Annotated in this window: 22 protein-coding genes; 12 read left to right on the plus strand and 10 right to left on the minus strand. The window is 53.0% G+C overall.

Translation table 11 applies throughout. From position 1 onward, the window contains the following. The 7 genes from VFA09_02610 to VFA09_02640 all read left to right on the plus strand — a co-directional run bounded on the left by VFA09_02610 (position 1) and on the right by VFA09_02640 (position 10337). Positions 1-156, plus strand: coding sequence for a hypothetical protein (locus VFA09_02610; protein ID HZU66146.1), 156 nt, complete (start codon positions 1-3; stop codon positions 154-156). Positions 157-543: 387 nt separating this feature from the next. Next, positions 544-4023: an AAA family ATPase gene (locus VFA09_02615; protein ID HZU66147.1), complete on the plus strand. Its 3480-nt coding sequence runs from the start codon at positions 544-546 to the stop codon at positions 4021-4023. A 293-nt stretch (positions 4024-4316) separates the two neighbouring features. Further along, complete coding sequence (locus VFA09_02620; protein HZU66148.1) at positions 4317-4727, plus strand: S-adenosylmethionine decarboxylase; 411 nt, start codon at positions 4317-4319, stop codon at positions 4725-4727. 95 nt (positions 4728-4822) lie between these two features. Next, positions 4823-6058 carry a DMT family transporter gene (locus tag VFA09_02625; protein HZU66149.1) on the plus strand — a complete coding sequence of 412 codons (1236 nt, stop codon included), beginning with the start codon at positions 4823-4825 and terminating at the stop codon, positions 6056-6058. Further along, positions 6048-7961, plus strand: a complete 1914-nt coding sequence (locus tag VFA09_02630) for a hypothetical protein (GenBank protein HZU66150.1) — start codon at positions 6048-6050, stop codon at positions 7959-7961. Before VFA09_02625 ends, VFA09_02630 begins: the two co-directional genes overlap by 11 nt. Beyond that, the gene (locus tag VFA09_02635) at positions 7958-8749 is read left to right on the plus strand and encodes a hypothetical protein (protein ID HZU66151.1); all 792 of its coding nucleotides are present in this window, start codon (positions 7958-7960) and stop codon (positions 8747-8749) included. The genes VFA09_02630 and VFA09_02635 overlap by 4 nt, the downstream gene beginning before the upstream one ends. Before the next feature lie 55 nt (positions 8750-8804). After that, positions 8805-10337 (plus strand): protein phosphatase 2C domain-containing protein, encoded by a 1533-nt coding sequence (locus tag VFA09_02640; protein HZU66152.1) that lies wholly within the window; start codon positions 8805-8807, stop codon positions 10335-10337. Here the strand turns inward: VFA09_02640 and VFA09_02645 are convergent. Beyond that, positions 10278-12011, minus strand: a complete 1734-nt coding sequence (locus VFA09_02645) for a hypothetical protein (protein ID HZU66153.1) — start codon at positions 12009-12011, stop codon at positions 10278-10280. The genes VFA09_02640 and VFA09_02645 overlap by 60 nt on opposite strands. Before the next feature lie 708 nt (positions 12012-12719). On the opposite strand from VFA09_02645, the gene VFA09_02650 reads away from it, so the two are divergent. After that, a complete protein-coding gene (locus tag VFA09_02650) occupies positions 12720-14327 on the plus strand; it encodes a helix-turn-helix domain-containing protein (protein ID HZU66154.1) in 1608 nt (535 codons plus the stop codon). On the opposite strand, the gene VFA09_02655 is transcribed toward VFA09_02650, so the two are convergent. Both VFA09_02655 and VFA09_02660 read right to left on the minus strand, forming a co-directional pair. Further along, a complete protein-coding gene (locus VFA09_02655) occupies positions 14282-14785 on the minus strand; it encodes a hypothetical protein (protein HZU66155.1) in 504 nt (167 codons plus the stop codon). The two genes, VFA09_02650 and VFA09_02655, sit on opposite strands and share 46 nt — an antisense overlap. A 476-nt stretch (positions 14786-15261) precedes the next feature. Further along, the gene (locus VFA09_02660; protein ID HZU66156.1) at positions 15262-15765 is read right to left on the minus strand and encodes a hypothetical protein; all 504 of its coding nucleotides are present in this window, start codon (positions 15763-15765) and stop codon (positions 15262-15264) included. A 178-nt stretch (positions 15766-15943) separates the two neighbouring features. On the opposite strand from VFA09_02660, the gene VFA09_02665 reads away from it, so the two are divergent. Then, the gene (locus VFA09_02665; protein HZU66157.1) at positions 15944-18493 is read left to right on the plus strand and encodes a tetratricopeptide repeat protein; all 2550 of its coding nucleotides are present in this window, start codon (positions 15944-15946) and stop codon (positions 18491-18493) included. An 80-nt stretch (positions 18494-18573) separates the two neighbouring features. Here the strand turns inward: VFA09_02665 and VFA09_02670 are convergent, their stop codons facing one another. Continuing rightward, entirely contained in the window at positions 18574-18777 is a 204-nt protein-coding gene (locus VFA09_02670; protein HZU66158.1) for a hypothetical protein, read from the minus strand. A 463-nt stretch (positions 18778-19240) separates the two neighbouring features. On the opposite strand from VFA09_02670, the gene VFA09_02675 reads away from it, so the two are divergent. Then, positions 19241-19438 (plus strand): hypothetical protein, encoded by a 198-nt coding sequence (locus VFA09_02675; protein HZU66159.1) that lies wholly within the window; start codon positions 19241-19243, stop codon positions 19436-19438. Positions 19439-19457: 19 nt separating this feature from the next. On the opposite strand, the gene VFA09_02680 is transcribed toward VFA09_02675, so the two are convergent. Further along, entirely contained in the window at positions 19458-19679 is a 222-nt protein-coding gene (locus VFA09_02680; protein ID HZU66160.1) for a type II toxin-antitoxin system HicB family antitoxin, read from the minus strand. A 25-nt stretch (positions 19680-19704) separates the two neighbouring features. Beyond that, entirely contained in the window at positions 19705-19875 is a 171-nt protein-coding gene (locus VFA09_02685; protein ID HZU66161.1) for a type II toxin-antitoxin system HicA family toxin, read from the minus strand. Positions 19876-20248: 373 nt separating this feature from the next. Between VFA09_02685 and VFA09_02690 the strand changes: the two genes are divergently transcribed. Both VFA09_02690 and VFA09_02695 read left to right on the plus strand, forming a co-directional pair. Continuing rightward, positions 20249-21127: a hypothetical protein gene (locus VFA09_02690; protein ID HZU66162.1), complete on the plus strand. Its 879-nt coding sequence runs from the start codon at positions 20249-20251 to the stop codon at positions 21125-21127. Positions 21128-21249: 122 nt separating this feature from the next. Further along, the gene (locus tag VFA09_02695; GenBank protein ID HZU66163.1) at positions 21250-22614 is read left to right on the plus strand and encodes a cytochrome P450; all 1365 of its coding nucleotides are present in this window, start codon (positions 21250-21252) and stop codon (positions 22612-22614) included. Positions 22615-22695: 81 nt separating this feature from the next. On the opposite strand, the gene VFA09_02700 is transcribed toward VFA09_02695, so the two are convergent. From VFA09_02700 to VFA09_02715, 4 genes are all read right to left on the minus strand, one after another. After that, positions 22696-23685 carry an EamA family transporter gene (locus VFA09_02700; GenBank protein ID HZU66164.1) on the minus strand — a complete coding sequence of 330 codons (990 nt, stop codon included), beginning with the start codon at positions 23683-23685 and terminating at the stop codon, positions 22696-22698. A gap of 295 nt (positions 23686-23980) precedes the next feature. Next, positions 23981-24448, minus strand: a complete 468-nt coding sequence (locus VFA09_02705) for an S-adenosylmethionine decarboxylase (GenBank protein HZU66165.1) — start codon at positions 24446-24448, stop codon at positions 23981-23983. A 96-nt stretch (positions 24449-24544) separates the two neighbouring features. Continuing rightward, the gene (locus VFA09_02710) at positions 24545-24757 is read right to left on the minus strand and encodes a hypothetical protein (protein HZU66166.1); all 213 of its coding nucleotides are present in this window, start codon (positions 24755-24757) and stop codon (positions 24545-24547) included. 251 nt (positions 24758-25008) lie between these two features. Beyond that, positions 25009-26124, minus strand: coding sequence for a monodechloroaminopyrrolnitrin synthase PrnB family protein (locus VFA09_02715; protein ID HZU66167.1), 1116 nt, complete (start codon positions 26122-26124; stop codon positions 25009-25011). Positions 26125-26137: the final 13 nt, after the last annotated feature.

Here is a 26137-nt window from a genome sequence, read left to right on the forward strand (position 1 = left end):
ATGGGTCTGGCACTCAACAAAAGGCAACTCCTGGTAATCGTCCTTGTCTTCCTATCATTGCTCGTGGCGGCCATTATTGTCGTTCATGGAGCCTTCCCCAGCTTATGGCAGCCGATTTTACATGCTAAACCACAAATAATTAATCGCTACGGTTAAAACGACTGCGAATGTTCGTGCTCCGCGGTGGCGAGACCTATTAATCACTCGTACAGAGGGCCGATATCTACCGGTAGAATCACCTTTTGTTCATCCATAGAAAGGACGGCTATATGTCCCATTACGATTAGAATGCATTGGCAAAAACAGGAGCCATCCCAGATTGAGGAACAGATAGATGGAGGGCGACTTTTCTCCCCTCCCCAACTCGTCAAGATTCGGGATGACTCCTGTTTTTATTTTTCATAGATTGTTCGATTTGACGTTGACAGGTGCGATATAATGACATCAGCTAGCTCATCACTACCATCCTGGCCAGCATGTGTATCTTCTCGTCAGGTACAGAGCAGGACAGGCGCAAGGGCCGTCCCTACAGGAGACGCATCGATGAACGGTAAGGTCACCTATCGCCAGCATGTGAGCTTTTGTGGTAAACCGAAATGCCGCAAATGCCGCGATGGGATTGGTCACGGCCCCTACTGGTACGCCTACCAGGTCATAGATGGGCATACCGTTCGCAGATATATAGGGAAGCATCTCCCGGCAGAGGCAAAGATGAGCGAAAATCCCCTCGTCGAGCTTGATTCCCTACAACAGGTAGACCTGCATATTGCGCATGGGGCATTGCCTGAAGCCATCGACATCCTGGATCGCCTGCTGGCTATTGATCCTGCCAACGAGAAGGCAGTACAACGGCTGGTGCTGGCCCTGGCAAGGTTAAAACGGCGCGGAGAGGCATTGCAGGCCTACCAACGGCTCGCGTCCATATTACAAAAAAGTCACAATGCAGTTCCCTCGCCAGAGACACAGGATGTGTACAGGGCCGTGCTCCAGGGAGACGAAATAACGCTACCCCCTGCCAGCACGAAGGGCGACCATCATCCTCATCACATACAACGCCCCCTACCAGGATCATCACCGTCGCTTCCCCAGCCCTCGTCAAAAGAACCTGGAACAACGAAGCGCAAGGACTTCCTCTCCCAGAAATTTCCCCCTGCTTTCCACATTGGGCGTATCAACCAGAGCCAGCTGGTGGGACGCGACAGAGAACTGGCGGTATGCCGCCAGCTCCTCCTGATTCCCGAAGCGGTTTCTGTCCTCTCAAAATCGAATAGACAGGTTTTGGCAGAAAACCTGACGAGGATGAATGCCAGCGCGTCCGTTTCTTCCGCGCGGTTTATGGTGCTGATGGGAGAAGCCGGCATTGGTAAGACACGCCTGGCGGAAGAGGTCGCCCGCGAAGCCTTACAACGCGAATGGGCTGTGATTTGGAGCAATGCCTACGCCCAGGAGAGCGGCATTCCTTATCGTGTATGGACTGAAGCATTACGCAAGCTGATAACTCAGGAACTCTGGCAAGAAGCCGGGGTATCTGCGCAAAAACAACTCTACCAACCACTCAAAGCGCTCCTACCAGAATTACAGGAGCTATTGCCACAGTCCGCCAGCCAGCGCTCGTCAAGCGCTTACAGCGCTTCATCACCCGAACAAGAGCAACTACAACTGCGCGAAGCTGTTTATGACCTGTTCACCACCATCAGCGCTCATAAGCCTCTCATGATCGTGCTGGATGATATACAATGGGCAGATAGAAGCAGTTGCGAACTGCTTGGCTACCTTGCTCGCCGCTTGCAAGGCCATGCCATCGCCGTACTGGCCACATGCCGCGACCAGGAGCTTTCAAGCTCGCATTCCTTGCGTTCCCTGTTTGCCCATATGCAACGCGAACATACCGTTGAGATGCTCCACGTCCAGCCACTCACCGACGCGCAAATTGGCATCCTCGTCTCCAATTTGCCACAAAAAACCGTGCAGCATATTCAAATCCAGGCCGGTGGAAATCCTTTCTTCGCCGAAGAGTTAGCATCCTTCTTTCATACAGGAGCAGCAATTGGCGAGCATCAACCTCAGACGAAATCCGCTGAAACCAGCTTACCGGCAACGATTATCGCTGCTCTCGACCAACGGCTCAATCGCCTCAGTGCGGCATGTTACCAACTCCTGAGTACAGCAGCCGTATTGGGCAGGTCTTTCGGGTTCCCTCTCATAGCCACGATTGAAGCAAAAAACACCGGCTACGACGAAGATGCCGTGCTCGATCTACTGGAAGAGGCGCTACAATCCGGCATACTGGCCGAGGAAGGCACCGGAACCCGTATCAGTTATTCTTTCTGGCACCCACTCTTCGCCACCCATCTGTATAACCGCCTTTCCTCCACAAAGCGCGCGCGGCTACACCGGCGAGCAGCAGAAGCGCTCCAACAAATCTATGCCGGGCGCGAACACGAACTGGCGGCCACCATCGTGCGGCACCTCGTGAACGGTGGAGCAGAGCCAGCGCGGATTGCGCACTATGCGGAGATGGCCGCGAACTATGCCTATAACCTCTCCGCCTATGCCGAGGCCGAACGATACTATCGCCTGGCGGTTGAGTACATCGAAAAAGACCACCTGGCAAGCGACGCTGCTACCAGCTTCGAGGCGCGATCTCGCCTGGCATTCCTCCTGGAACGGCAAGCCGAATGCACGCGCATCCAGGGAGATTTCAAGCAAGCTCGCTCCCTGTTTGAACGTGTCCTCGAGACCCGCGCCTCCTTGCAAGAGAGCCAATCCATCTCTCCGGCTCCTCCAGGCCCTGTGCCATCGCCCCTTGACCCGGCGATGGAAGCGCAAATCCAGGCCCTATTATGGGGTGAAATTGGTTGGACATGGCGATACACGGGTGATACCGCTCAAGCAAGGGCATGTTGCGAACGTGGTGAGCAGCTATTACGGGATGCCGGCATAAGCGCTGGACCCGCCTGGGCAAGGCTCCGCTTTCAGCAGGCAAGCCTCTCCTGGCAGCAGGGCCAGTATGAGGAAGCGCGCCATGCCATCGAGCAGGCTTTACACCTGTTTGAATCCACACCGCCACTCGCCACAGCAAAAGATGCAGACCTTGCATCACTGACCCGTACAAGGCGAACATTGTTGGGCGACCCCGTTGACCTTGGGCGCGCCTATGCCCTGCTGGGAGCTATCCTCAACGCCACAGGGCAGCGCACAGAAGCCCTCGCCTCTATGGACAGGGCCCTCGCCATTTACCAGCAGAACAACCGGCAGCGCGAGATTGCCCATGTCTGCTGCAATATAGGCCACATCCATCTCAAAAAAGCGGAATACCAGCGCGCGGAAGCCTACTTGCGGCGCTCTCTCGACCTGGCAGAACGTAGCGGCGATACACCCCTCATCGCCGTCGTCTTCCACAATTTAGGAGAGTTGGCCGCCTCCGCCGGCAAACTACTGGAAGCGACGGCTCTTTACAAACGAAGCCTGGAACTGGCCCAACAGTTCAACGACCGCGAATACCTCAGCCTGTGGAATGCCGACCTTGCAACCGTGCTGCGAGAGCAAGGTCACCTTGCCGAAGCCACCACGTGCGTAGGGCAGGCATTATCAACCGCTCGCGCCATACGCAATGCTCCATGCATTGGCCTGGCGCTCGTCGTATTGGGCGAACTGCGTATCGCGCAAGCCACAGTTGCATCTCCGGCGCGCACTCCCCCCGACCAGGCCAGCGCTACCGCCGTGACAAAGCAACGCAACAAAAGGCCAACCACAGGCATTCCCCCGGTCGTATTGCTTGCCCGTGCCAGGGCCACCCTGCGCCACGCCCTCGCCCTGCCTGGATTAGAGGCCGAAACGCGAACCAGGGCGCAATTAGCCCTCGCCCATCTCGCCCTGCTCCTGCAAGATCGAGAAGCTGCCCGCCAACACGCGACACAGGCCATCGAGGAAGCAAATCATCACGAATTGATGGCTTTGCTCGCCCGTAGTCAACAACTCGTGCGCGCCCTGGCCAGGGATTCTTCGTTGCACTCAGAATGACAGGGCCTGCGCGCAGGCCTGTCATTCTGAGTGCAACGAAGAATCTTCCAAAAAATCTGGTACGCGCCTCTTCAACAGGCAGCGTTCTTCCTCCTACAGAATTTTTATCCTCCCTCTTCAAGAATGCCATAAAAAAGCACAATACCGCCCGCTATCGTCAAGTATACTTCCAGTAATGCGAATATAGTCCTTACCTGTCCTGGTCGCCCGCCGCGACCTATGTTTCTGATCGGTAGGGCACCGGATTCGACAGGTCATATACGCCATCTTCAATCCGCTAGAAGGAGCATCCTATGCTACATGTCATGCTCGATCTTTATCACTGCCGTCGTGATTTGTTGGCAGATCAGCTTTTTTTACGACGGGTACTTGACGAATATCCTGCACGTATCGCTATGGAAAAAGTAAGTCTGGTGGAATTGCGCTATATTGAGACAACTAACCCACTCGATGCCGGTTATTCGGGATTTGTCATTATTGCCACCAGCCATGTCAGCCTGCACGCCTGGCCCCCTTATGGCATGGTCAACATCGACATCTTTTCCTGCGAACATTTCGATGTAGATGATGTAGCCACCTTTGCGAAGAGCATGTTTCAAACAAATGATCTAGAAGTGCATGTGGTACAACGCGCAACTCGCTCTCCTCGTATCCCGCTGCGCCCGGCGTCCATCGGTCTTGCCAGCCCCGCTCCGGGGTGGTAGGGGCCGATTGATCGGCCCGCGTGCCAATTTCCATACTATTTTGTTAAACAACATCATCGCGCCCTGGGGGAATCACTACTTTAAAGGATTTGAGGATGAGAATCAAAATCATAGCAGGTCTGGCATTTTTCCTCAACGTCATCCTCTTTGCAACCTACTACTCGGTGGCCAGGGAGGCCCTTGGCCGCTTTGACCCCATCATTTTTTCGTACTTTGAGATGATGGCGCTTGTCCCGGCTGCCATCTGTATCATTCTCCTGTCATGGCGCGAGATAAGCAGGGCAGTTGTGAATCGTGGTTTCATACTCGGCAGTTGTCTCTGCCTGTCGCTCTTCACAATAGGGATTGCCCTCAAGTATACTACTGCTACCAGTACTGCTTTTTTCCCTTCGTTGAATGGCTTCTTCGCAGCCCTGATCGCGTGGCTCTTTTTCCGCCAGCCTATTAGCAGGCTAACGTGGTTCGCAGGTATACTCTCCATCGCCGGAGCGCTCCTCTTAATCACGAACACTCCCATGGGAGATGTTCGAGGGTCGTTGATTGCCTTTCTCGGCGGTCTCTTTTTTACCTGTTATGTGTTTCTTGGTGATCACCAGCACAAGGATACAGCCGCCCACTGGCCTCTCTTTGGCATAGAATTACTCACCATGGCAGTATGGGCTAATCTGATCGTTTTATTATTCGGTAACTGGCAGGCGGTTCATCCTCAATTGCCGAAAGATATCTGGGTCGTGTTGTATATCGCCGGGGCGTGTACATTTCTGCCGGTACTCATTACTGTGCTGATGCAGAAGCACATCTCTGCCGTCACCATCTCATTTATCTACATCCTTGAACCGATCCTGGGGGCGGTGATTGCCAATATCTACCTGCACGAAACGCTTCCTCTCCCCGGATATGCGGGCGGAGCGCTGGTGGTTGTGGGAGCAGTAATTCACACATGGGGATCAATCATTCGCCCCGCCAACGAGCCTTCCGCGCAGAAATTACTCGTTCAGGCGCTCTCCCCTCTGCCGCTTCCAGAACCGGTCATCTGGGAGATACGCTCTCACAGGCAGGTGGGAACCATACCCTATGGACTGGCGAGAAAAGGAGAAAAGATACTGGTACGCCGCCGCCGCCGGCAGCGACTACAGCGTTTAGGACAACTTGAATCTCTACCAGCTGTGGGGGTGTACCACGTGCCAGATACATCTGTACTCTACAATGGTCGCCCGCTGATGAATTTTGACGATCAGCTGGGGGAATGGGAACAGGCCCGCAGGCACAGCAGCTGGTCCCTGTCCGCTGTCTCTACAGCACGGGAGAAATGGGAACACCATGAAACGTAACGACACTGCTGGTGATTTCTGTATGCTCTATATAGAGCCTCTGGACGATAAAGCGGCCCTGTTTGAGGCAATTCGAGGCCAGCAGAAGCCGGTAGTACTCATGTTACCTGGTCAACTTAAAACCCGGATATTCCAGCGTCCAGAGGATTATGCCGATCTCAAGCACCTGAAGCGCAAATTCAATATCGCGATCATCTTTGTGACCGCGGGAAATGAACATCTTCGGCAGCTGGCGACACGCCATGGTTTCCCGGCCTATCTCTCAATCGAGGCGCTTTCACGAGCAGTAGCCCTGGGGCAGGTATCGCTCTCTCATCAGCGCACGCTGGCTAAAACGGGTCCGCTCAGCCCTCCTGTTCCCTCTACTCAGGGCCGATCAATCGGCGCTGGGCGCGATGAATCGGCCCCTACGCCCTTGCAAGGCTCCCAGTCATGGGGCCGATCAATCGGCGCTGGGCGCGATGAATCGGCCCCTACGCCTTCCCACAACCGCGCATCACCATCCCATCCCTCACAGGTTACATCGCGGAAAACAGTGCCACTCTCGCCGGTGGCAGATAGCGCTTTCAACCTTTCTTCCCCTCCTGGCACATTCCCCTCCTGGCCTACCCAGGAGAGGCGCCAGGCGCAGCCCCTACCGCCGGCGAACATCAAGGTACGCCGTAGAAGAACGCCAGTGACCCTCACTATTTTACTCTTGCTGGTTCTGGCCGGAGCAGGCGCGGGTTCTTTCATGGTCTTCTTCCATACTCTCCCTACAACTGATCCACCAACGCTACAGGTTGTTGGGTACCTGAACTTTATAAGCAGCGGCCAGTTAGCCGCGGATAGCAGCCAGGGAATCGATGACCAGGTCCAGCTTGACCTGCATCATCTTCCCCAGCCTGCTCCAGGTAAAAGCTATTATGCCTGGTTACTGGGCGACGAAAACCGCAGTGATTTGCAATCCATCCTGCTGGGAAAACTGGTCGTAGACGCGGGCAGCGCTCACCTGTTCTATAAAGGCGATGCCCAACACACCAACCTGCTCGCCATTTGCAGCCGTTTTCTGATCACCGAAGAAGACGACTGGCCCATGCCCATAACACCATCTCCTGACTATAGCGCCTGGCGCTATTATGGCGCATTTCCCCAGACACCGGACCCGCATGACAAAGATCATGCCAGTTTCCTCGACCACCTGCGCTACCTGCTGGCCTCAGACCCCTTGTTGAATGACATGCAGTTACCAGGCGGTCTCAACAACTGGTTTTATCGCAACACCAGCCAGCTCCTGGCATTGGCGATCAGCGCCAGGAATACCTGGGAAGAAAGCAAGGACATCAACGCTGTGCGCAATCAGGCCATCACTATCCTCTCCTACCTGGATGGACTCTCATTCTTGCAACAAGATATGCCCGCTACTACTCCTATGCCAGCACTTTCACCGCTCGCTGCCGTCGGCCTGCTAGATATGAACCGGCCTGACCAGAGTCCCGATAGTTATCTCTCCTCCATTGTCTATCACCTCAACGGCCTGGTCAATGCCCCCGGCTCTCCGCCAGCACTGCGCGTCAATATAGCCACTATCCTTAAAGCAATCAGCGATGTGCGTGCCTGGCTTCAAGCATTGCATGATGAAGCCAGGCACATCATCACCATGACGAATGATCAGCTGGGCCAGCCAGCATCGCTCACCATCCTCAACGACATGGTTGACCAGGCCGGCTATGCCTATTCAGGTCAGGCGGATGCCCTGGCAACCGGCAGAGTAAAAGAAGGAGCGACCTGGATTCACGACGCTTTACAGGCCCTCGCCACGCTCGCAGTCACAACCTACAGCGCCGGTAGTTCCATCCCCGAAATAGCGCCAGGTAGCAGGCCGGTCGCGGAACATCCTTCTAGAAGCGAGGGCAACAGATGACCACACGCAACATTGCCTACACCCTGCTGGCCCTCTGCCTGCTCTGCGGCCTCATCGCTGGCATCTTCTCCCATCCCATTGAGGCCGCCTTAACGCTGCCCCAGATGAACGCCGCATTGCCAACGCCCGCAGCAACACAGGCCCCAGGCGCTATCCCTACGACGCCTATCGCGCCATCTCCAGCAGCGAATGCTCCCAACACGTTGGCCAGGGATACCTTCCAGCGCCCCGACCAGCTGTTTTGGGGAAAGGCTTCGGATGGGCAGCTCTGGACCGGTGATGCCAACGGCAGTGACACGTTCTCAATTGTGCGAAACGCAGGCCAGGTCAATGGCCAGCCGGGAGTCTATAACGCCATCCTTGGGCCTGCCTCCACCAATGCCGAAGTTCTCTTCACCGCCTCCGTCAACCATTTCAATCCCGCCACTGTCAATATTGGAGCAGTATTGCGTTGGAAGGACGGCAACAACTGGTACAAGGCATTCATCAACGGCACAGAACTGGTCATACTCAAGCGTATCGCCGGTACCACAACAAGGCTCGGCAGCGTCCCGTTCAGCGCCGTCGATGCCTTATCATATACACTACGCTTCCGTGCCATAGGAGCGACCCTCTTTGCCAAAGCGTGGCCCGCCAATACGCCTGAGCCGGCGAGTTGGATGCTTACCGTGACCGACACGAACAGGCTCCTCCTCTCCGGGTCTGCCGGGCTGCGCGCCGCAGTCGAGGCCGGCACAGTCGTCAAAGTAACGTCATTCCTCGAAACGAGCGTCGCGGATACCATCTAAAAGAAAGCGCCTGAATAATACGATGACTGAATATAGCAAAATGTTAGCAGCATACTTGAGAGACGCGTACATCTCTCATAAGTGGACCAGGCTCGTGCTGTGCGTTGCGCTAGGAATGACTTGCGTCCTGTTGTGGTGGCTATCCGGTGGCTTCCCACCCTGGGCCTGGCGCTTCCTGGCGCAGGTAATGCCACGACTGCCTGAGTTGTGGCAACAGCGCGGCCTCGCCATCCTGTTGCCATTTGCCGGCCTGCTATTACAGTCAATCGCGCTACTTATTGCCTGGGGTGGGCTTATAATAATGGCCATACGAATAGCCTCTCACTGGCTGCAAGAGCGTCGGGAACTTCAACACTTCGATCAGGATGTACAGGGGGCACGGGAGCTGACAAACACGATGCAACATGTCATTCTGAACGCAGCGAAGAATCCTCCTGTGGCGAGCGGGATTCTTCGCTGCGCTCAGAATGACATGGCATGTGCTCCTCGCAACCGGCAATTGCAAGATAGCCAGCAATTGCAAGATAGCCGGCAGTTGCAAGATAGTCCTCCCCATATCATCACTGACCCTGACCCGACTATGATTCATCTGCCCTCCCTGGTGCCGGACTCTGCTCTCATCTCAAATGAACTGGTAGAGCAGGTAACCATGCCACTAACCCATGTCAGAGCCTCACCTGCCCCGGCGGGCGCGGCTCCTATTCACAACGTTGCCTATCAAACATCATCGCAACTGGTTGTCGCGACCGGCCTGGACACTGGCATTAAGCGCAAAGGCAAACCGAACGAAGACAACCTGCTCGCTTTTGAGCACATACGGACCCTCAAAACCGGGACGGTACCCATTGGCTTTTTCGCGGTAGCAGACGGTATGGGCGGTCACGAAAACGGGCAGGCAGCCAGCCGCCTGGCAACCCGCGTCTTGCGTGAGACAGTGCTGCCGGCCCTGCAAGCTGCTCCAGAGGACGAAAATTTTCCTGAGCTTCTCATCGAAGGCATACATCGCGCAAATCTGGCGTTGTACCAGCAAAACAGGCGGCAGCAGAGCGATATGGGAACAACAGTCACCGCGGCAATGATCATCGGCGACACTGCTTATATAGCCAATGTAGGTGATAGTCGCACCTATCTCTACCGCTGTGAGCAGGGACTTACTCAAATTACGCGGGACCATTCGACGGTTGCCCGGCTGGTAGAAGCCGGAGCGATCACACGCGACGAAGTGTATACCCATCCCATGCGCAACGTCATCTATCGCAGCCTCGGCGGGAAAGTCACTGAGACGGTCGACACCTTTACAGTACAACTGCAGAGCGGCGATATCCTGGTACTGTGCTCCGATGGCTTATGGGAAATGGTACATGACCCGGATATCGAAACCATCATTCGCGCCTGTTATCCCTATCCGTCGCAAATCAGCGCCATGCTCGTACAGGCAGCGCTCAATCGCGGCGGGAAAGACAATATCAGCCTCGTCGTCGTTTACATCAACGCCTCCTGCGCCGCGCCAGGGAAAGCCGCCCCCGATTCAACGGCTTCCATCTTCAAGCGGCCCTGTATTTTGAGGACGAATTGCGGAGAGTTGTAGCGGTCCTGATATCGGGAATCGCCTTACTCCCAGCGCCTTTCCTGGTTCCACCTGCCTCGTTTCCGGCACAGCTTCTGGCGGCCTGTGCTGGTCCGGGACATATGGTGAGGCAGCTGGATAAGCCATCGCTGACCGTCCTGCTTGGCCAGGTGGCATTGCGGGATCGGGCATCAGAGATGATCTTTCGTTATGTGGCAATGGTGCCGGGGGCATCATTGTTTGGAGTCTGCCGGCAGCGGGCGTCCCCTGGATGCGCAGGGCCAGCACCAGGCGGTTGATCTCCAACAGATCAGAACAGGATGATGGCAGTATCAAAGGCGCTCCCACGGCGCTGCGCTCAAACGCCGCGCTCAAATCATTCAGGCCGCGCGCCAGCTGTTGCGCGTAAGCGGTCATTTGCCCCAGGCGCGTAAGGCGATCAGCCATCAGGTTCAAACTACCCGCCAGCGGCATCAAAGGGCCGCTCTTCAAGGTCGCTCGCGCCCGCAGGTTGCCGTTGGCCAGTTGAGCCTGTATATTCTTGAGATGCTCAATACCCTCTTCTAGCAAGATATTGTGCGCCGTTATCTGCCTCGCCTGTTCCTCTATCCGTTGATTCGCTCTTTCCAGGTCCTCAAGCGCCTCTGCCTGTTTGCGCGCTAAGCGAACATTCTCCCACAGCGTATACATCTGCCGCGTTATCACCAATGCTACCACTGCTATCGTCGAGAAGACCAGCACAGGACGTATGGCTTGCTGACCGGCGTCGTTGGAAAAAACGTTAGCGCTTAAAGCTAAGAAGAGGAACGTCAGCAGCAGGTAGGGGATAAAGTTTACCGGGCCAAAACCTTCGCGTTCCGCCGCATACTGCATGCGTTGTTCAACAACGGATGCCGGAGTCGCCGGGAAGAAACGGCGTATGCAAGCTGCGACTCCAATCGTCATCAATCCCAGCGGCCACCCCAGGTCAATCCAGGTCGCCTCCACATATGTCCCGGCATTCTGCTGAATATTGAACACAAAATCCGAAGTCACGAAAAAGCACAGCCCCAATCCGACCAGAAATAGAGCAGTACGCCGGGCAGTAGCTTGATAGGCCCGCCCCTGACCTCGCAAGAGTAGGAATACAACACAGCTCAGTAGAGCCGTATCGCTGATAGGATAGTACAGCCCTAAAAATTTGGCGAGGCTGGCTTCTCCTGGCGCCTGTGCAAGGGAGCCAAGCAACAAATACCAGGCAATAGCCAGGATAGAACCCATAGAGATCAGGCTATCCACCAGTAGCAACAAACGTTTGCCTCCCGGCTCAGGGGATGGCTGCAAGAGCAGGCCAACGAAAACCAGCACAGGAAAACTGGAGTACCCAACATCTGCAATCGAGGGAAAAGGCGTCTCGCCCATAGACATGTAGTAACGCCAGAAGGTCTCACCAACTCCCCACATAATTACGCCCAGACTGATCAATATCCAGCCCACCCACTCGTACCCGATCCATGGTTCGACATGCTCCTCCCTACGCGTCACGGCGCATACACTGATGAATGCCAGGGAGCCACCTATGAATGCGCCCGTCAGCGGAGAAAACTGACCAACGGTGTGCGCAAAAGAGCCCCCGAGATGAAAAACGACAATGGTAATCATAGCCGCCGCTACACACATCACCCCCTTGACGATTGTTCGCCATGATACTTGCATATACTCCTCCCATTCAAAAAACGTACAGAGCCTTTCGCTGTGAGCTGGCTGGGACGGCAACAATACAATTTGCCGCACCATACATAAGTCTACATTGGAAAACTTTACGTTCTCTCCTATTTTTCTTCCGTTTGTAGTAAGAGTAAGCGAACAGGCACCAGGCGCTGTCCCTACAAGATTCGACTGTAGGGACAGCGCCTGGTGCCTGTCCTGGTATTTTAAAAATGCAGGTGAACAACGTCATGAGTAGTAAGAGGAGAAAGTCATAGCGGACAAAAGTGCTTACCATGCCTGCTGCAAGCGAAAAGGCAGGGCGTGACTGCAAGGCTCATGAACGCCGGACATCTTCGTATAAGACAAAATATTGTAAAGCAAATCTTATACCGTCTTATGATTGCTTTTTCTATCGATTTTGTTTGTGCATATAGTACAAGTAGTAAACATTGTGATGCAAATTGGCACATTTTGCGCTAGACATTGCGTACAGAATATGCTAAACTTTGTTTTGTCCCTACAGTTTCATGTTAGCTACAAGTATCTGAGAGCACATTTTTGGCGATTGAGATTCTTCGCTTCACTCAGAATGACATGTTCCAGGGCATGTCCGGGGCATATCATTCTGAACGAAAGAAGCCGAAGCCCTGAGCGGAGCGAATGGGGAAGAATCTCTGAATGTTCATGGTTATTCACCTGTGAGAGAGCTGGCGTATGAGTTCAAAAACGCGGGCGATCACGCTCGAACAGTTATCTCAGGATTCTTCTGTCATGACTATGAGGGAAGATCCTGGTTCTCAGCTTTATCCCCCCTCGAATGGAAGCGTAGCTCAGGCCGTTATCGTCAAAAACCCATATGCTGTCATCGAGCGTTTAACTCAGGCCCTTTCGCCGCATCATTCCCTCGCCGCCCTGCTTCACTCCCTCGCCGCGCTTGTACAGGAAGTGCTGGGCATAGACCTTTGTCTCGTTATGCTCGTCGATGAAGCCAATAGCATCCTTTCCACACAGGCAACCTCACCTGATTTGAGCAACTACGAGCTACATTTTACCCCTTTTGAGTCCGGTCACGTTCCCTGGCAAAAGCTGCGAGTGTTCAACACAGAAGGTCAATTACCAGCCCTTACTGTTCAGGAGCAGGAGCAATTGAACCCGCTTAAACAGGTACAGTATGAGATGCTACGTGCTATCCCGCTTAGTATCGGTGACCAGAACCTGGGATTGCTGCTTTGCTATGCCAGTAAAAATCGCGATTATGGCAGAGAGGAGCTGGTTTTACTACGATCCATCATAAGCCAGGCTTCCCTCGCCATTCAGAATCGCCAGCTCGCGCGTACACCAACATCTCGTAACCTTCTGAAAGCTTTTTTTGATGATCTGCTCTCCCCTGAAGCTGGCAAAGAAGAATCGTTGCGTGGGCGAGCAATTGCCCTTGGTTGTGATCTTGCGCAGCCTCATGTCATGCTGATGATAGCAATGGGATACCTCTCCTGGTCCGCCGTGACAGGATTCCACAACCACAATCATAAGGCATCACAGGTTCCTGTTTCAAAGCGACAAACAGGGAAGCAGAGTAGTAAGTGTGGGGGCGGTGGTGGATGTAGGGTGGGGGAGCTTGCTCCACCAGATGAAGAGGAGTCGCCCGCGGAAGCAGAACATATTGTAAACAACTATGCCGCCCGGCTAATAAAGCATCAGGTGCAAGAACACTCTCCCGGTTCGCTTGTGGATGAACGCGAGAACCTGCTGTACTGTCTTCTACCTCTCAATAGTTCTGGAGATGTACTCACCTGGCTACCAGCTCTTATCCAGCAGGTACAAGTCGAGCAGCGCATCCAGATGTTTGCCGGTATTGGCAATCCCTATGCAGATGTGTACGATTACAAGAAAGGCTTTGCGGAAGCTGAGGCGGCCCTGCGTATAGGACCATGCCTTACACCTGGATCCAATATTACTCATTTTAACGAACTGGGTGTCTACCGGTATATCTATGAGTTCGCTTGCTCCAACACATTGGATGATATCTACCTGGAAAAGATCGCCGCCATTACCTCCTATGACCAGCAGCGCAAAAGGTCTGAACTTCTGGATACCCTCGAAATCTTCCTCGAAACTGGATGCAACATCAAAGATACTTCCGAGCGGCTTCACCTGCACCGCAACACAATCATTCAGCGCTTAAAGCGCATCCAGGACCTCTCCGCAATCAGCCTGGATCACCCGCAGCAGCGGTTGTGGCTACAAGTTTCCCTCATGGTCCATAAATTGCGTAAGCATCACGCTTCTCTCTGCTTGCGCTCTGACAAGACCATCAGCACATAGCCGGTTTCAAGAATGGAAGAGATCTCAATGCCAAAGCTACGCATCTTCAAGCGAGTACGGGAAAGGACATTGCGGACGGGCCGCATCTCTTGATCCCATACACCCGCAAGTTGCGCCTCGTACAACTTTTGGCGACTGCGCTCAACCGTTGAATCAGAGATATGCCCGTGATTAAAACTCGCCAGCATGACTTCATAAGGGCAGTAATGCGGATACGACTTCAATAGTGGCATAAGCACACTCAATTCACTGCTGGTGAACTGTTGCTGTGCTAACATGTAGGGATGAGGTTTACCAGGATCATCGGCAATCAATGAGAGCGTACCCAGGGAAACATTCAAAGCCAACGTCCATTCTGCGGGCAGCAGCCCTTCTAAGGAGAAGTGCAGAATCTCTTCATCGCCTGTTTGCACCTGGTAGACAGGGGGGTTTATTTTACGAAGGGATACTTTTTGCATAACGCTACTCCTTGTCTCGCACGTGCATGTGTCCTGTTGGGCAGGTTCCGAAAATCAAGCTATAATTTCCTGAGCTTCACCTCTCTACCTCGCCCCTGTTCCAATATGTTTTCATTACACCTCCTTCCTACTTATTTGTTTGCCACCCAATAACCGCCTATACGCTACAATTTGCATCCGTTACGTTTATTTTTATACCTTCTCTTCGGATTTACTTCCGTAGGGGCGATGGCCTGTCCTCGCCCTCGATAAGAATACTGGTGCCACTACACATGTTTTTAAATGAAAACATGTATATGATAAACATTACACTAGTTTTTGCGAAAAGGCAAGAGTTTAAGGAGGTTCTTCGCATCAAATAATGAAAAATGATCCATTATTCTGATAATACAAAACAGTTGTTTTGTAGAGGGAAGCATATGGAATCGAGCCGCTCCCTCTGGGGTGCTGAGGGGAGCGGCTCGATTCTACGAAGGCTATGCAGTTCTCGCGTTTTTCCTCGTTGAGGCGGTCATGAGCATATAGCCCGTCTCTAAAATGGATGTAATACTCATGCCAAAGGGTCGCACCTTGAGCCGAACGCGGGAGAGTACATTGCGCATCGGTCGCATTTCCCGCTCCCAGGTGCCGCTCTCCAGCGCGTTTTGTAAACGCTCTCGATATTGCGTGATTATCTCTTCGGTAACGTTACTGTTATAGAAGCGAGCGTAAATGACTTCGTGGGGACAATAGTGAGGATATGCTTCCAGCAGTGGAAGCAGCAGGCTCATCTCGCTAAAGGTGAATTGTTGCTGCGCTATCAAACGCGCCCGCTCGCCATCCCGGCGACCAAGGTAGGAGAGCGTGCCGGAGAGGGTATTTAAAACCAGCACATGTCCCGGCGGTAGAGCACCTTGCATAGAAAAATACCGGAACCGGCCATCGTTCTGTTTTATAGAAGAGGCAGTATTTCTTTCTTTAGAAAGAGCTACTGGTTGCACATTGTTTCTCCTTCCTTGTGCGTCCCGCTGCTGTTTCGCGGCAGCAAATCAAGCAGGATAGAGGCAATACACTTTCTAAAAGAAATTATGTCAAGAAACGTGTACATAAGGAAGAACTTATGTTATCATTTCTCTTAACAGATTTATCATTTTTTTCTGACCAACGAAGGGGATGATGATGAGTGCATCAAAGGATTTCCCTCAGCCTCGCCTGCGACTCGCGGAAGCGCGGACCCTTCACGGTTGGTCGCAACAAGATGTAGCCAATCGCATTGGCACAACGCACGTCAATATCAGCCGTTGGGAGCGCGGAATCACGAAGCCAGGTCCCTATTTTCGCCGCAAGCTCAGTGAGCTATATGGCAAGAGCGAAGAGGAACTTGATCTTGGGCCAGGTCTCGATGGAGTTGCCGCAACATCTCTCCTCGTATCCGATGAAGCTTTATACGATCCCGCTATCCCTCCTCCACCTCCCACAGGCCTGGTAGGGCGTGATCATGAACTCGTTCAGATCAAGCGGCGCCTGCGCGAGGGTAACAGTGTTACGCTTACGGCGCTCAATGGCTTACCCGGTGTAGGAAAAACAACATTGGCGATAGCGCTGGCACATGACCCAGAAATACAGGCCCATTTTTCTGATGGCATCTTGTGGGCAGGGCTGGGACCACATCCAAATTTGCCGGGGACTTTGAGCCACTGGGGAACCCTGCTGGGCATATCATTGGCCGAGATGGCGACATTAAACGGCAATGAGGCATGGGCCAGGGCGCTCCACAATGCCATCGGCTCTCGTCGTATGCTGCTGGTACTTGACGACGTGTGGCAGGTTGAAGACGCGCTGGCATGCAAAGTGGGAGGTACTAACTGTGCCTACCTGGTTACTACCCGATTTCCTGGCATCGCCGCTTACATTGCAGTGGACGGGGCTACTGCAATTCAGGAATTGGATGAAGAACATAGCCTGCAGCTTTTGAGATTGCTGGCCCCCGAAGTAGTCAAGCGTGAAGAGAAGAAGATTCACGATCTCATACACGCAGTCGGCGGTCTCCCTCTCGCGCTCACCATCATGGGAAATTACCTGCGCAAACAGGCGTATAGCGGACAGGCACGGCGTGTCCATGCGGCGCTGAGAAGGTTAAGTATAGCCGAGGAGCGATTGCAACTGAGCGAACCGCGCAGCCCGGTAGAAAGCCATAGCAGCCTGCCCGCGAGCGTCCCTTTATCTTTGCAATCAGTCATCGCTATCTCGGACCAGCTGTTAAGTAAACAGGAGCGCGAAGCGCTCTACGCTTTGTCGGTCTTTCCTGCCAGGTCGGGTAGCTTCTCCGAAGAAGCCGCTCTAGCCGTCACCAACAGTTCTGTAGAGGTGCTGGATGTCTTGATGGATAGAGGGCTTCTGGAGAGCAGCGGATCAGGGCGTTACACGCTGCACCAGATCATTGCCGACTACGCGCGAGCCCACTTGCGAGAAAACGCGGCATTTGAACGCTTAATGGCATACATCACCCACTATGTAGAAAAGCACAAAACGGACTATGAATTGCTTGAACTTGAGAGCGGGATCATCCTCGTAGCGCTGGATAAAGCATATGAAATGGGATGGAAGGCAATGCTGGTAAGCGCGGTCATCAACTTCACTCCTTTTCTCCTACTACGAGGGCAATACACGCTAGCAGAACAATACGCGGGGTATGCATACGAGGCGGCCAGCAAATTGGACGATAATTATGGCATTACCAGCGCGTTGCTCTATCTTGGGCAGATCATGATGAAACGAGGCAGTTACCCGCTGGCAACAACCTATCTCCGGCAAGGATTGACCCTGGCACGCCAGATTGGAGACCATGAACGGACCAGCGCCTTACTTAATGACCTTGGATGGGTAACCTGGAAACAGGGAGACTATGCACAGGCAGAGGCCTATTTACAGGAAGGATTGGTCCTGGCACGAGAGGTCGGAAATAGTGAGCGTATTAGCGACCTGCTCGAAATACTGGGTTCTGTAACAGCCAGCGAAGGAAATTACACGCAGTCGGAAAAGTACCTGCAAGAAGCCCTGCTGCTCGCAAAGGATATTGGAGACCGCGAACGTATTTGCAGCATACTTATCAACCTGGGCGCAACAGCGGGCGAACAGGGAGATCACCATCGCGAAGAAATCTGTTATCAGGAAGGCCTCTCCCTTGCTCGCGAGATTGGACATCGCGAGTGGATCAGCCTCCTGCTCATCAACTTGGGAGATCTGGCAGGAGAGCAACAGAACTACTCGCAGGCAGAAGAGTACTTTCGAGAAGGACTGGCCCTGGCACGCGAGATTGAGCATCGAGAGCGTATCAGTGCCCTCCTTAGTAATCTTGGCTCCATCACCTGGAAGCAAGGAAACTACGTACAGGCAGAGGCATATCTACAAGAAAGCCTGGAACTGGCACATCAAATTGGCAATCCTTTACTGATAGCAAACGCCCTTTATGAGTCAGGCATGCTCTACCTCCATTGGCAAAAGAGAGAAAAAGCTGAGGCCAGGTTTCATGAGATGCTCACAACCATTCCTGAAGGAGACCAGGAACTCGCGGCACAGGCGCAATATGGCTTAGCCATCGCCGCCGCCGCCTCCGGTAATATCTTTGAAGCGCGGAAAAGGGGAGAAGCCAGTCTGAAAGTCCTCGAAGCCATGGGGCATCGCACTGTTAAAGAAGTCAGGAGCTGGTTAGAAACCCTCATTCCTTAAAGCCGTAGGGGCCGATTGATCGCGCCCACCATCGATTGATCGGCCCCGTGTCCATTGCTGGAGTCTTTTGTCAAACATCATCAGGGACGAAAACGCCTGTAGGGATTGATCTCTCGCGTTACCTCATCAAAACTGTGCTGTTGTATCACCTGAATAGAATTCTGAGCATTACTTGTGGGCGATGCGGCATGGCTCGCCAGCACTGGTGTAAATACAAGGTATGCTGCGATCAGCATCAGTACCATCAGTGGTAAAATCCAGCGCAACAATCTTCTGAACATCATATTCCCCTCTCTTTAAGGCTGAGCAATCGTCTCGATTACCCCGCAGCCATCTTTCGTAAGGGCGTACCCTGGTGGTCGCCCTCCAATTTAAAATCCTGGTGGTTGCCCTCCCTAGATTTCAATACACATCGCGATGTACAGACCGGTTCCGGTGACCAGAAAAGATAGTAGAAGATAATTTTCAATCTTTCAGGTTTTTGTCTTGTACCGGCAAAAAAGTACTAGCGAGTTGCTCAGGTCGGGCATGTCATTCTGAGCGCAGCGAAGAATCTTCTTCCGCCCGGTACTTCATACCTACTCAAGGGCGCAAAATTGAAAAAACCGCGTGCATCACTATATTCCCTCAACGGAAGCGGGAAATGAGAGAGCCATGCTTCACAAGTAGTTGTTGCCTGTCCCTTATTGTGCGCGGCATGTTATTGTCCTGCACGACGAGGGACAGGCGGAAAGGAGAGAGGAGCATATGGGTTACAAAGACATCAAGCGCAAAACGTGTCCTGAGGATGAGGGAGATGCCATTCTGCTGGTAGATATTGAAACCGAGATGATCCCTAAAACGGATAAGAAAGGCCACAAGCAGTACTACTGTTTAGAAAGGCATCATACCTTTTCTGACGACGAGGGCGAGGAGGCCAGGCACGACAAAAAGAAGAAGGGCTGATTGCGCGGAAGAGTCCTGCTTATGCTGAAAACGGAATGTCCATATATTCCGCCTCGGTCCGAGACTGGGGGAGTGGCAGATGTTCTTCACACATCATCTGAAGATGTTCTTGTAGGGCTTCTTTCATCAGTTGCTCGACTTCTTCTCTCGTGTCTGCTACAGCAACGCACCCTGGCACATCAGGAGAATACGCGCCATACGAGTTTTCGCCTTTTTCGATAATGACCAAGATTCGCGCCATCTCAATCCTCTTTCCCTATCTGAGCTTATTTAAAGACACTGAGCATGGTTCCAACAGGCATGTCCTTTCCAGGATGACCAGAGACCGTTACTATTCCCTTCTTTGTTGGATGCTTATAATGGCGATGATCTCCACGTACCCGCGCAAGATACCATCCATCCGTTTCTAGACGTTTGATGACATCACGTACCTTCACACAAACTGCCTCTTTCTTCCGTCCTTTCAGAAAAAGTATACCGCATCTCCCGAGAATGTGCTGGAGGAGTTTTATCAGCACCAATCAGATGAGTCAGCAAGCAGCCGCCTCTTCCGGTGAGCCCTATGTATTATCCATGCCTCTTCTTTCGATGCCAACCCGTTTACGAATCTACGTGTGTCACATTTATGATCTCCGTGTTTACCCCGATGCCAGGCAAACCCATTCCTGCTACAATGAAGGTGCCAGCTAAAGAAGCTTTCATGTGGCTTTCGGTTTCGTTTATAGATGAAAACGATATGAGGTACAACCGGAGCGCGTAAAAGGCTTACTTGTTAAAAGCACCGGCATAGTCACAAAAGGAGTGGGCATCATGGAAAGTATTGGAAACATGCAAAGCGATCAAAGAGCTGAAGCGCGCACCGATCGTATCTTCCCGGAAACGCGATGGCTCTCGGCCATCATTATCCCCTTTTTACTGGCCGCATTTGGAGTGCTCTACCTGTTGCCTGAGCATACAGGACAGTTGTTTGCGTGGAATATCCAGCCCCGCATGACATCCATGATGCTGGGAGAAGCGTACCTTGCAGGCGCCTATTTCTTTCTTCGAGCCGTTCTCTCACCTCGCTGGCATTGGGTTGCGGTAGGCTTTCTCCCCGTTACCACCTTTGCCACGTTGATGGGGATTACAACCATCCTACACTGGGACCGCTTCAATCATGGTAGTTTTGCCTTCTGGACCTGGGTGGTCCTCTACTTCACCACGCCCTTTCTTGTCCCGGCAGCATGGTGGCGCAACAGGAAAACGGACCCTGGCACACCTGAAGCCGGGGATGTGCTGGTTCCAGCCTGGATACGCTCGATCATCGGCGTCCTGGGCGTGGTGACAGTTCTCATCGGCCTCCTGTTCTTCGTGCTACCCGATTTCATGATCGGGGTCTGGCCGTGGAAGCTCACGCTCCTTACAGCACGAGTGATGGGAACGATGTTTGCGCTCGCGGGAGCCGGCGCAATCTGTATCGCGCTCGATGCTCGCTGGAGCGCCGTGCGTATTGCCTTCCAAAGCCAGATGATCGCGCTAGTGCTGGTGGTACTTGCTATCGTCTTCTCATGGGCCGACTTTCACCAGGCGAATCCGCTCACCTGGGTCTTTGTCGCGGGGATGCTTTTCCTTCTGCTAGCCAGTCCCCTGTTCTATCTCTGGATGGAGAGAAACCGGCGTCTATTGGCGGCCAGCAGTACCGGCAGATAACAAATGCGAGAGAGAAAACGCTCTGACCACCTGTGGTGAGGTAGTCCCATTAGCAAGCGTCTGCAAATGAGAACGTCTATTTTTTATCAAGTGAACGCGCTGAGCGCCAGGAGCCAGTCAGGATGACAAATACTATTGTATCTCCAACAAAAAAGTACAAACCTGTCCCTTTTATCAAAGGGGACCCGGTCGCCGGGAACTTGCTGGAATTTGTCAGAGATCGCCTGAGCTTGCTACAGCGCATGGCAGATCAAGGCGATGTGGTGGGCATGCGTTTTGGACGAGTTCCTGCTATTCTGTTCAACCGCCCGGAGGATATCCAGAGCATTTTAGTTGAGCACGCCGGTGACTTTGATAAAGGTGATCTGATTCACCATGTTTTTCGTCCCCTTATCGGTGATAGCATTTTCAGTAGCGAAGGGGATTTCCATCGCCGGCAGCGCGAGCTAATGGATCCGTCCTTGCAGCCCCATACAATCGCCAGCTACGCTGAAAGCGCGGGGTTTTACGGGGAGCAATTCCAGCAGGCCTGGGCCGAGGGCGCGATCATCGATATCCAGCGGCAGATGGCTGGCCTGTCCATGAGTCTTCTCGGGAAAGTCCTCTTCGATGCTGATGCATTGAGCGAAACGGACGAACTGGGTGCGGCGATCACTATGATGCTCGAGTATGCCGCACGAGCCATTTCGCGTTTTCTCCCCATCCCTTATAATTGGCCCGTCCCGCTCCACCGGCGCACCTATAAAGCTGTCGCGCGCATACGCAGAGACACTCAGCGTTTTATCGACGAGCGGAGAGCGAAACCCGGAGAGCGCACCGACCTGCTCTCACTACTGATGCAAGCGCGTGATAAGAGGGGCCAGCCGATGAGTAATGAGCAGTTGATGACCGAATGCCAGAGCCTGTTTGCAGCAGGGTACGAAGCTATGGTCACCGCCCTGAGCTGGAGCTGGTACCTGCTCTGCCAGCACCCGCAGATCTACACAAAGCTCCAGCAGGAAGTTGATGGTGTCCTGCAGGGCCGTACTCCCACGTATGCCGACATGGTGCATCTGCCCTCTTGCCTGCAAGTTTTTAAGGAGAGCTTGCGTATCTTCCCGCCTGCTTTTGCCTTTTTCAGACAGGCGTTACAGGATGTGGAGATTGACGGCTATCTTGTTCCTAAAGGTCGATTGGCCTTTATCGTCCCCTACACCTTGCACCGGCGCCCGGATTACTTTCCAGAGGCGGAGAAATTCGACCCCGAACGTTTCACCCCCGAACGCGAGAAACTGCTTCCGCCCAATGCGTTTTTGCCCTTTGGGGCAGGTTCGCGAACCTGCATTGGCAAGCATTTTGCGCTCATGATGGGTCCACTGCTACTTGCGACAATTGCCCAGCGGGTGACATTTCACCTGCTTCCCGGCCAGCACATTGTAGCCGATCCCGTCCGTCACCTGACCTTGCGCCCGAAAGGGGAGGTCAAAGTAACCGTGACAAGAAGGTAGCTAGAGTCTGGGCACTGTAAAGATTTCACCTGCTTAATGCCTGTACTGGCTACCTGGTACATCCGTTCGCAAAATTTACACCTACAGAGCAAGCAAGACCAGGCCAATCATGAATAAGGTGATACCGAAGAGTTGATTCTTAGCGAGCCGTTCACGATACACCATCATGCTAAACACCATGGCGACAAGAGCATAACCGGAAGCAATGGCTGAAGCGATTCCCGTTGTAGCGATCCGTGTATCAAGGCTAAACATGAGTACGGCTGCATTCTCGAGGAGGCCTGCCAGCAGAGCAAGGAGAATGCCTAAACCAGGCTTTGATAAAGGGTACTTTACATGGGCAATCTCTTCCAGGCTTGGGAGCGACATACTCAAAGTTTTCCCATTTGAGGTAGAGACTGCTGTCATATGAATATGAGACAACCTCTGATGGCGTTTCCAGTAGGAGATACAGGCTAGAAAGAGGATACTGAAGCAACGCGTCCACAGCACCGGCAGAAACCAGCCCGTAATGGATGAGGAAGCTCCGATCCCAAAATCCATCGCCCCAAAGGCCAGCGTCGCCACTATTGCCCAGCGTATGCCTTGACTCCACAATGAATGCCTGGGCTTCCTCAGAAATGTGCGCCGTTCTGCCAGGCTGGTAGAAGCCAGGATGATACCAAGTAGAACGATACTCACGAATCCCATACGTCCTGGTGTCAATTGTTCTTGCAAGATGAGGACGGAGAGCAGGAGGGTGAAAGTAGAACTGGTGGCCGTGATGGGACTGACGATGGCTATAGGGTCTATCTCCAAGGCGCGATAAAATGCGAAATAGCCCACAGCGGCACACAGACCGCTAAAAGTACCGATAAGGGCGCTGATGGCAAAGGCTGTCAACGTGAAAGGAAGATGCCAGCACCAGAAAGCGATTACACCAAAGGCGAGCAGCGCGAGCAGACCGATCGACTGAGAAACAAACGTGGTCTTGAAGGTTCTCCAACGCCGTGCCAAGAGTGTGACGAGAATATCGGCTGATCCCAACAGGAGTGCAACCATCACACCCAGTTCTATTCCAAGAATTTCCATAAGCTTTCCATATCTTTCTGCTCTGGCAGCTATTTCTTACAGTATCCAGCGCGGGAAAGCCCTCGTGATTTGTGCGGGGGATGAGAGCGCCGTTCTTTGCTGTGAGGAGTGATCTTCATAGGGCAAGTCCTCTCGTTGAAGGAAGAACCCCCCTGGATTATGCACTTTAACGAAATACTTTGGTAATGGACGTAGGGGCCGATCAATCGATCTCCGCGTCAATACCTGATTATTTTGTTAAACAACATGATCCAGGGGAGTGTCAGATGCAGTCCCATTTTAACGATGAATTTTCCTACTCAATAATGATGTTAGAGCAAGCCCGGCCCAGGTGAGATGTAGCAACTTTCGCCATGCGGCTCGCCATGGCAGCTTCATAGCGTTCTGGATCGGGCGTTTCCGGTCGCAGAGAGCGCGTTCCACGAACAACAAAATGCGACTCTACATCGTCGGTCTGAAACATTTCTTTGGCAAAAGCGATAGCGTCTTCCTGGCTGAACTCCTTGCACGAGCAGATGTCGATATCGACTTCACCGTACTCTGGCCACGCATGGACGCTGATATGGCTCTGCGCAATCACTACAAAACCCGAAAGTCCGGCATCCAGCGGGTTGGATGTCTCAATTTGATACAGGTGTACAGGACTCACCTTCTCCATATCCACACGAGAAGGGTATTCATCCAGCACACGTCTCACCAGTGGTTCGTTGCTCAGGAGTTCCCGATCGCAACCGTAAAGTTCGAGCATCAAATGCACAAGCATTCAACAAACCTCCGTAGTTCCAATTCTACACGTTACTGCGTTTGCCACCATGCTACCTCAGATCGCATGACTGGTGGTGTTGCCAACCGAAGCGACCTAGGAGGGCAATTCCCCACGCGCTCTGCTGGCCAGCCGCCTCATCCAAACGAGGACTTGCGGTATCGAAGGAGGCAGGACGAAGCGGTAGGCAACATCGTGATCGCCACCTGCTCCGCTTTCTAGCTCGAGTCGTCTGTTCTCCAGACTACGCATGCCCATTCCAACCAGGCTGTCCCCTTCCCTGTTGTTCGCGTTCACCGATGGTTCCATGTCTTTTCCCTTCCCTCCTGGCCTGACCAGGACTGATTCCTCTTTGCTTTCTGAGAACTGCCGTCTCACTGCTTAAAGTCTACCCTGTGGAAGGGCCTGGCACATCTGTAGAACTACACATTCTCCCTACCCCTTTGCACAGTGGTCAAAACGGTTCACACGAGTGCCTCTGCACAGAGGAATGGGTAGCATTACTCAGAAGGGTGAACGCAAGCATCAGAACTCGTCAACCCTGCTCTTCGATCCCCATCTCAAGCTGCTTTGCTTTCTTCTCGTGTTTTTTGGTTTCGTTGTTCCTCACAGGCTTTATATTGCTCCATCAAGTAGGCTCTAGCATTTCTTGTGAGATCTGCGATATGTGGGAGGATCTCTGGTCTATGTCCGCTGCTCCCCATAACAGTGGGATCAATTTTATATCTTTCTTCGTAGGTGACGTAGGCCAGCTTTTTATGCGGTTGACGGAATTTGATGAGGGTAGCAAGGATGCGGGAAACGGCAAGCAGTGCTTCTTTTTGTAAAGGGGTGAAGGAAACACATTGTGCGAGTGCCGCCCCTAGCTGGGTTGTGAACGAAGGACGAGTAGCATTGGCTTCATACAACTGGCGTAGTTCGCAAGCCACGTACTGGAGCGTGTGGGCATAGTAGCTTGTGTAGGAGCTATCTCCTCTGTCAGAGGCCCAGAAAAAATGATCGATGATGCAAATCGGCAACTGCGCCGCTCCGGCTCCGTCGTACTTGACTCCTCCTATTTCTATAGGCTCCCAGAAGACACGAAGCTGGTGGGCGAAGGTCTGGGGCGAGACCTGTTTGATCGTACGTACGATTGCCAGCACCATAAACTCTAACTGGCTGTTCAGCTCGTTGCAATAGGTTACAAACTCAGGCGAGAGGGGCTCCACCATCAATACCTTCTCCATCGTATCAATAGCAAGATAGAGGTGAGAGAGCGCCAGTTGAACGCTTTCGATGAGCGCTGTTTCATCAGCTGTTGACGTATATCTTCGTCGTCTTGGTTCATCTGGATTCCAGAGACTATAATCAACAATCGTGTCTCTTGGAACCGTCTTGAGCTTTTCGCCCAGGAGCATCATGACAGGCTTCAGTGCTGGAATCGCCTGACAGGGTTCGCATCCATGTCTTTTGATCGCTGACATAAGCATCCCGAGATCCCTCATCGCGGCATGCGCTTCCTCCTGATCAAAATGCGCAACCGTTTCCAGGCTGGGAAGGACAGAGTGCGTGACGTCTATCAGGCCTTGAACATTCCTCATCGTATTCCAGGTTGGGAGTTGAGCAAAAATGGCATCCGCTCCCAGAGGGTCGAGAGACTGGATCTTTCCTTGTAACTGCAGCATCTCTTCCATCATGTGCTCCTTATCC

This window comes from Ktedonobacteraceae bacterium (assembly GCA_035653615.1).
Classification (GTDB): domain Bacteria; phylum Chloroflexota; class Ktedonobacteria; order Ktedonobacterales; family Ktedonobacteraceae; genus DASRBN01.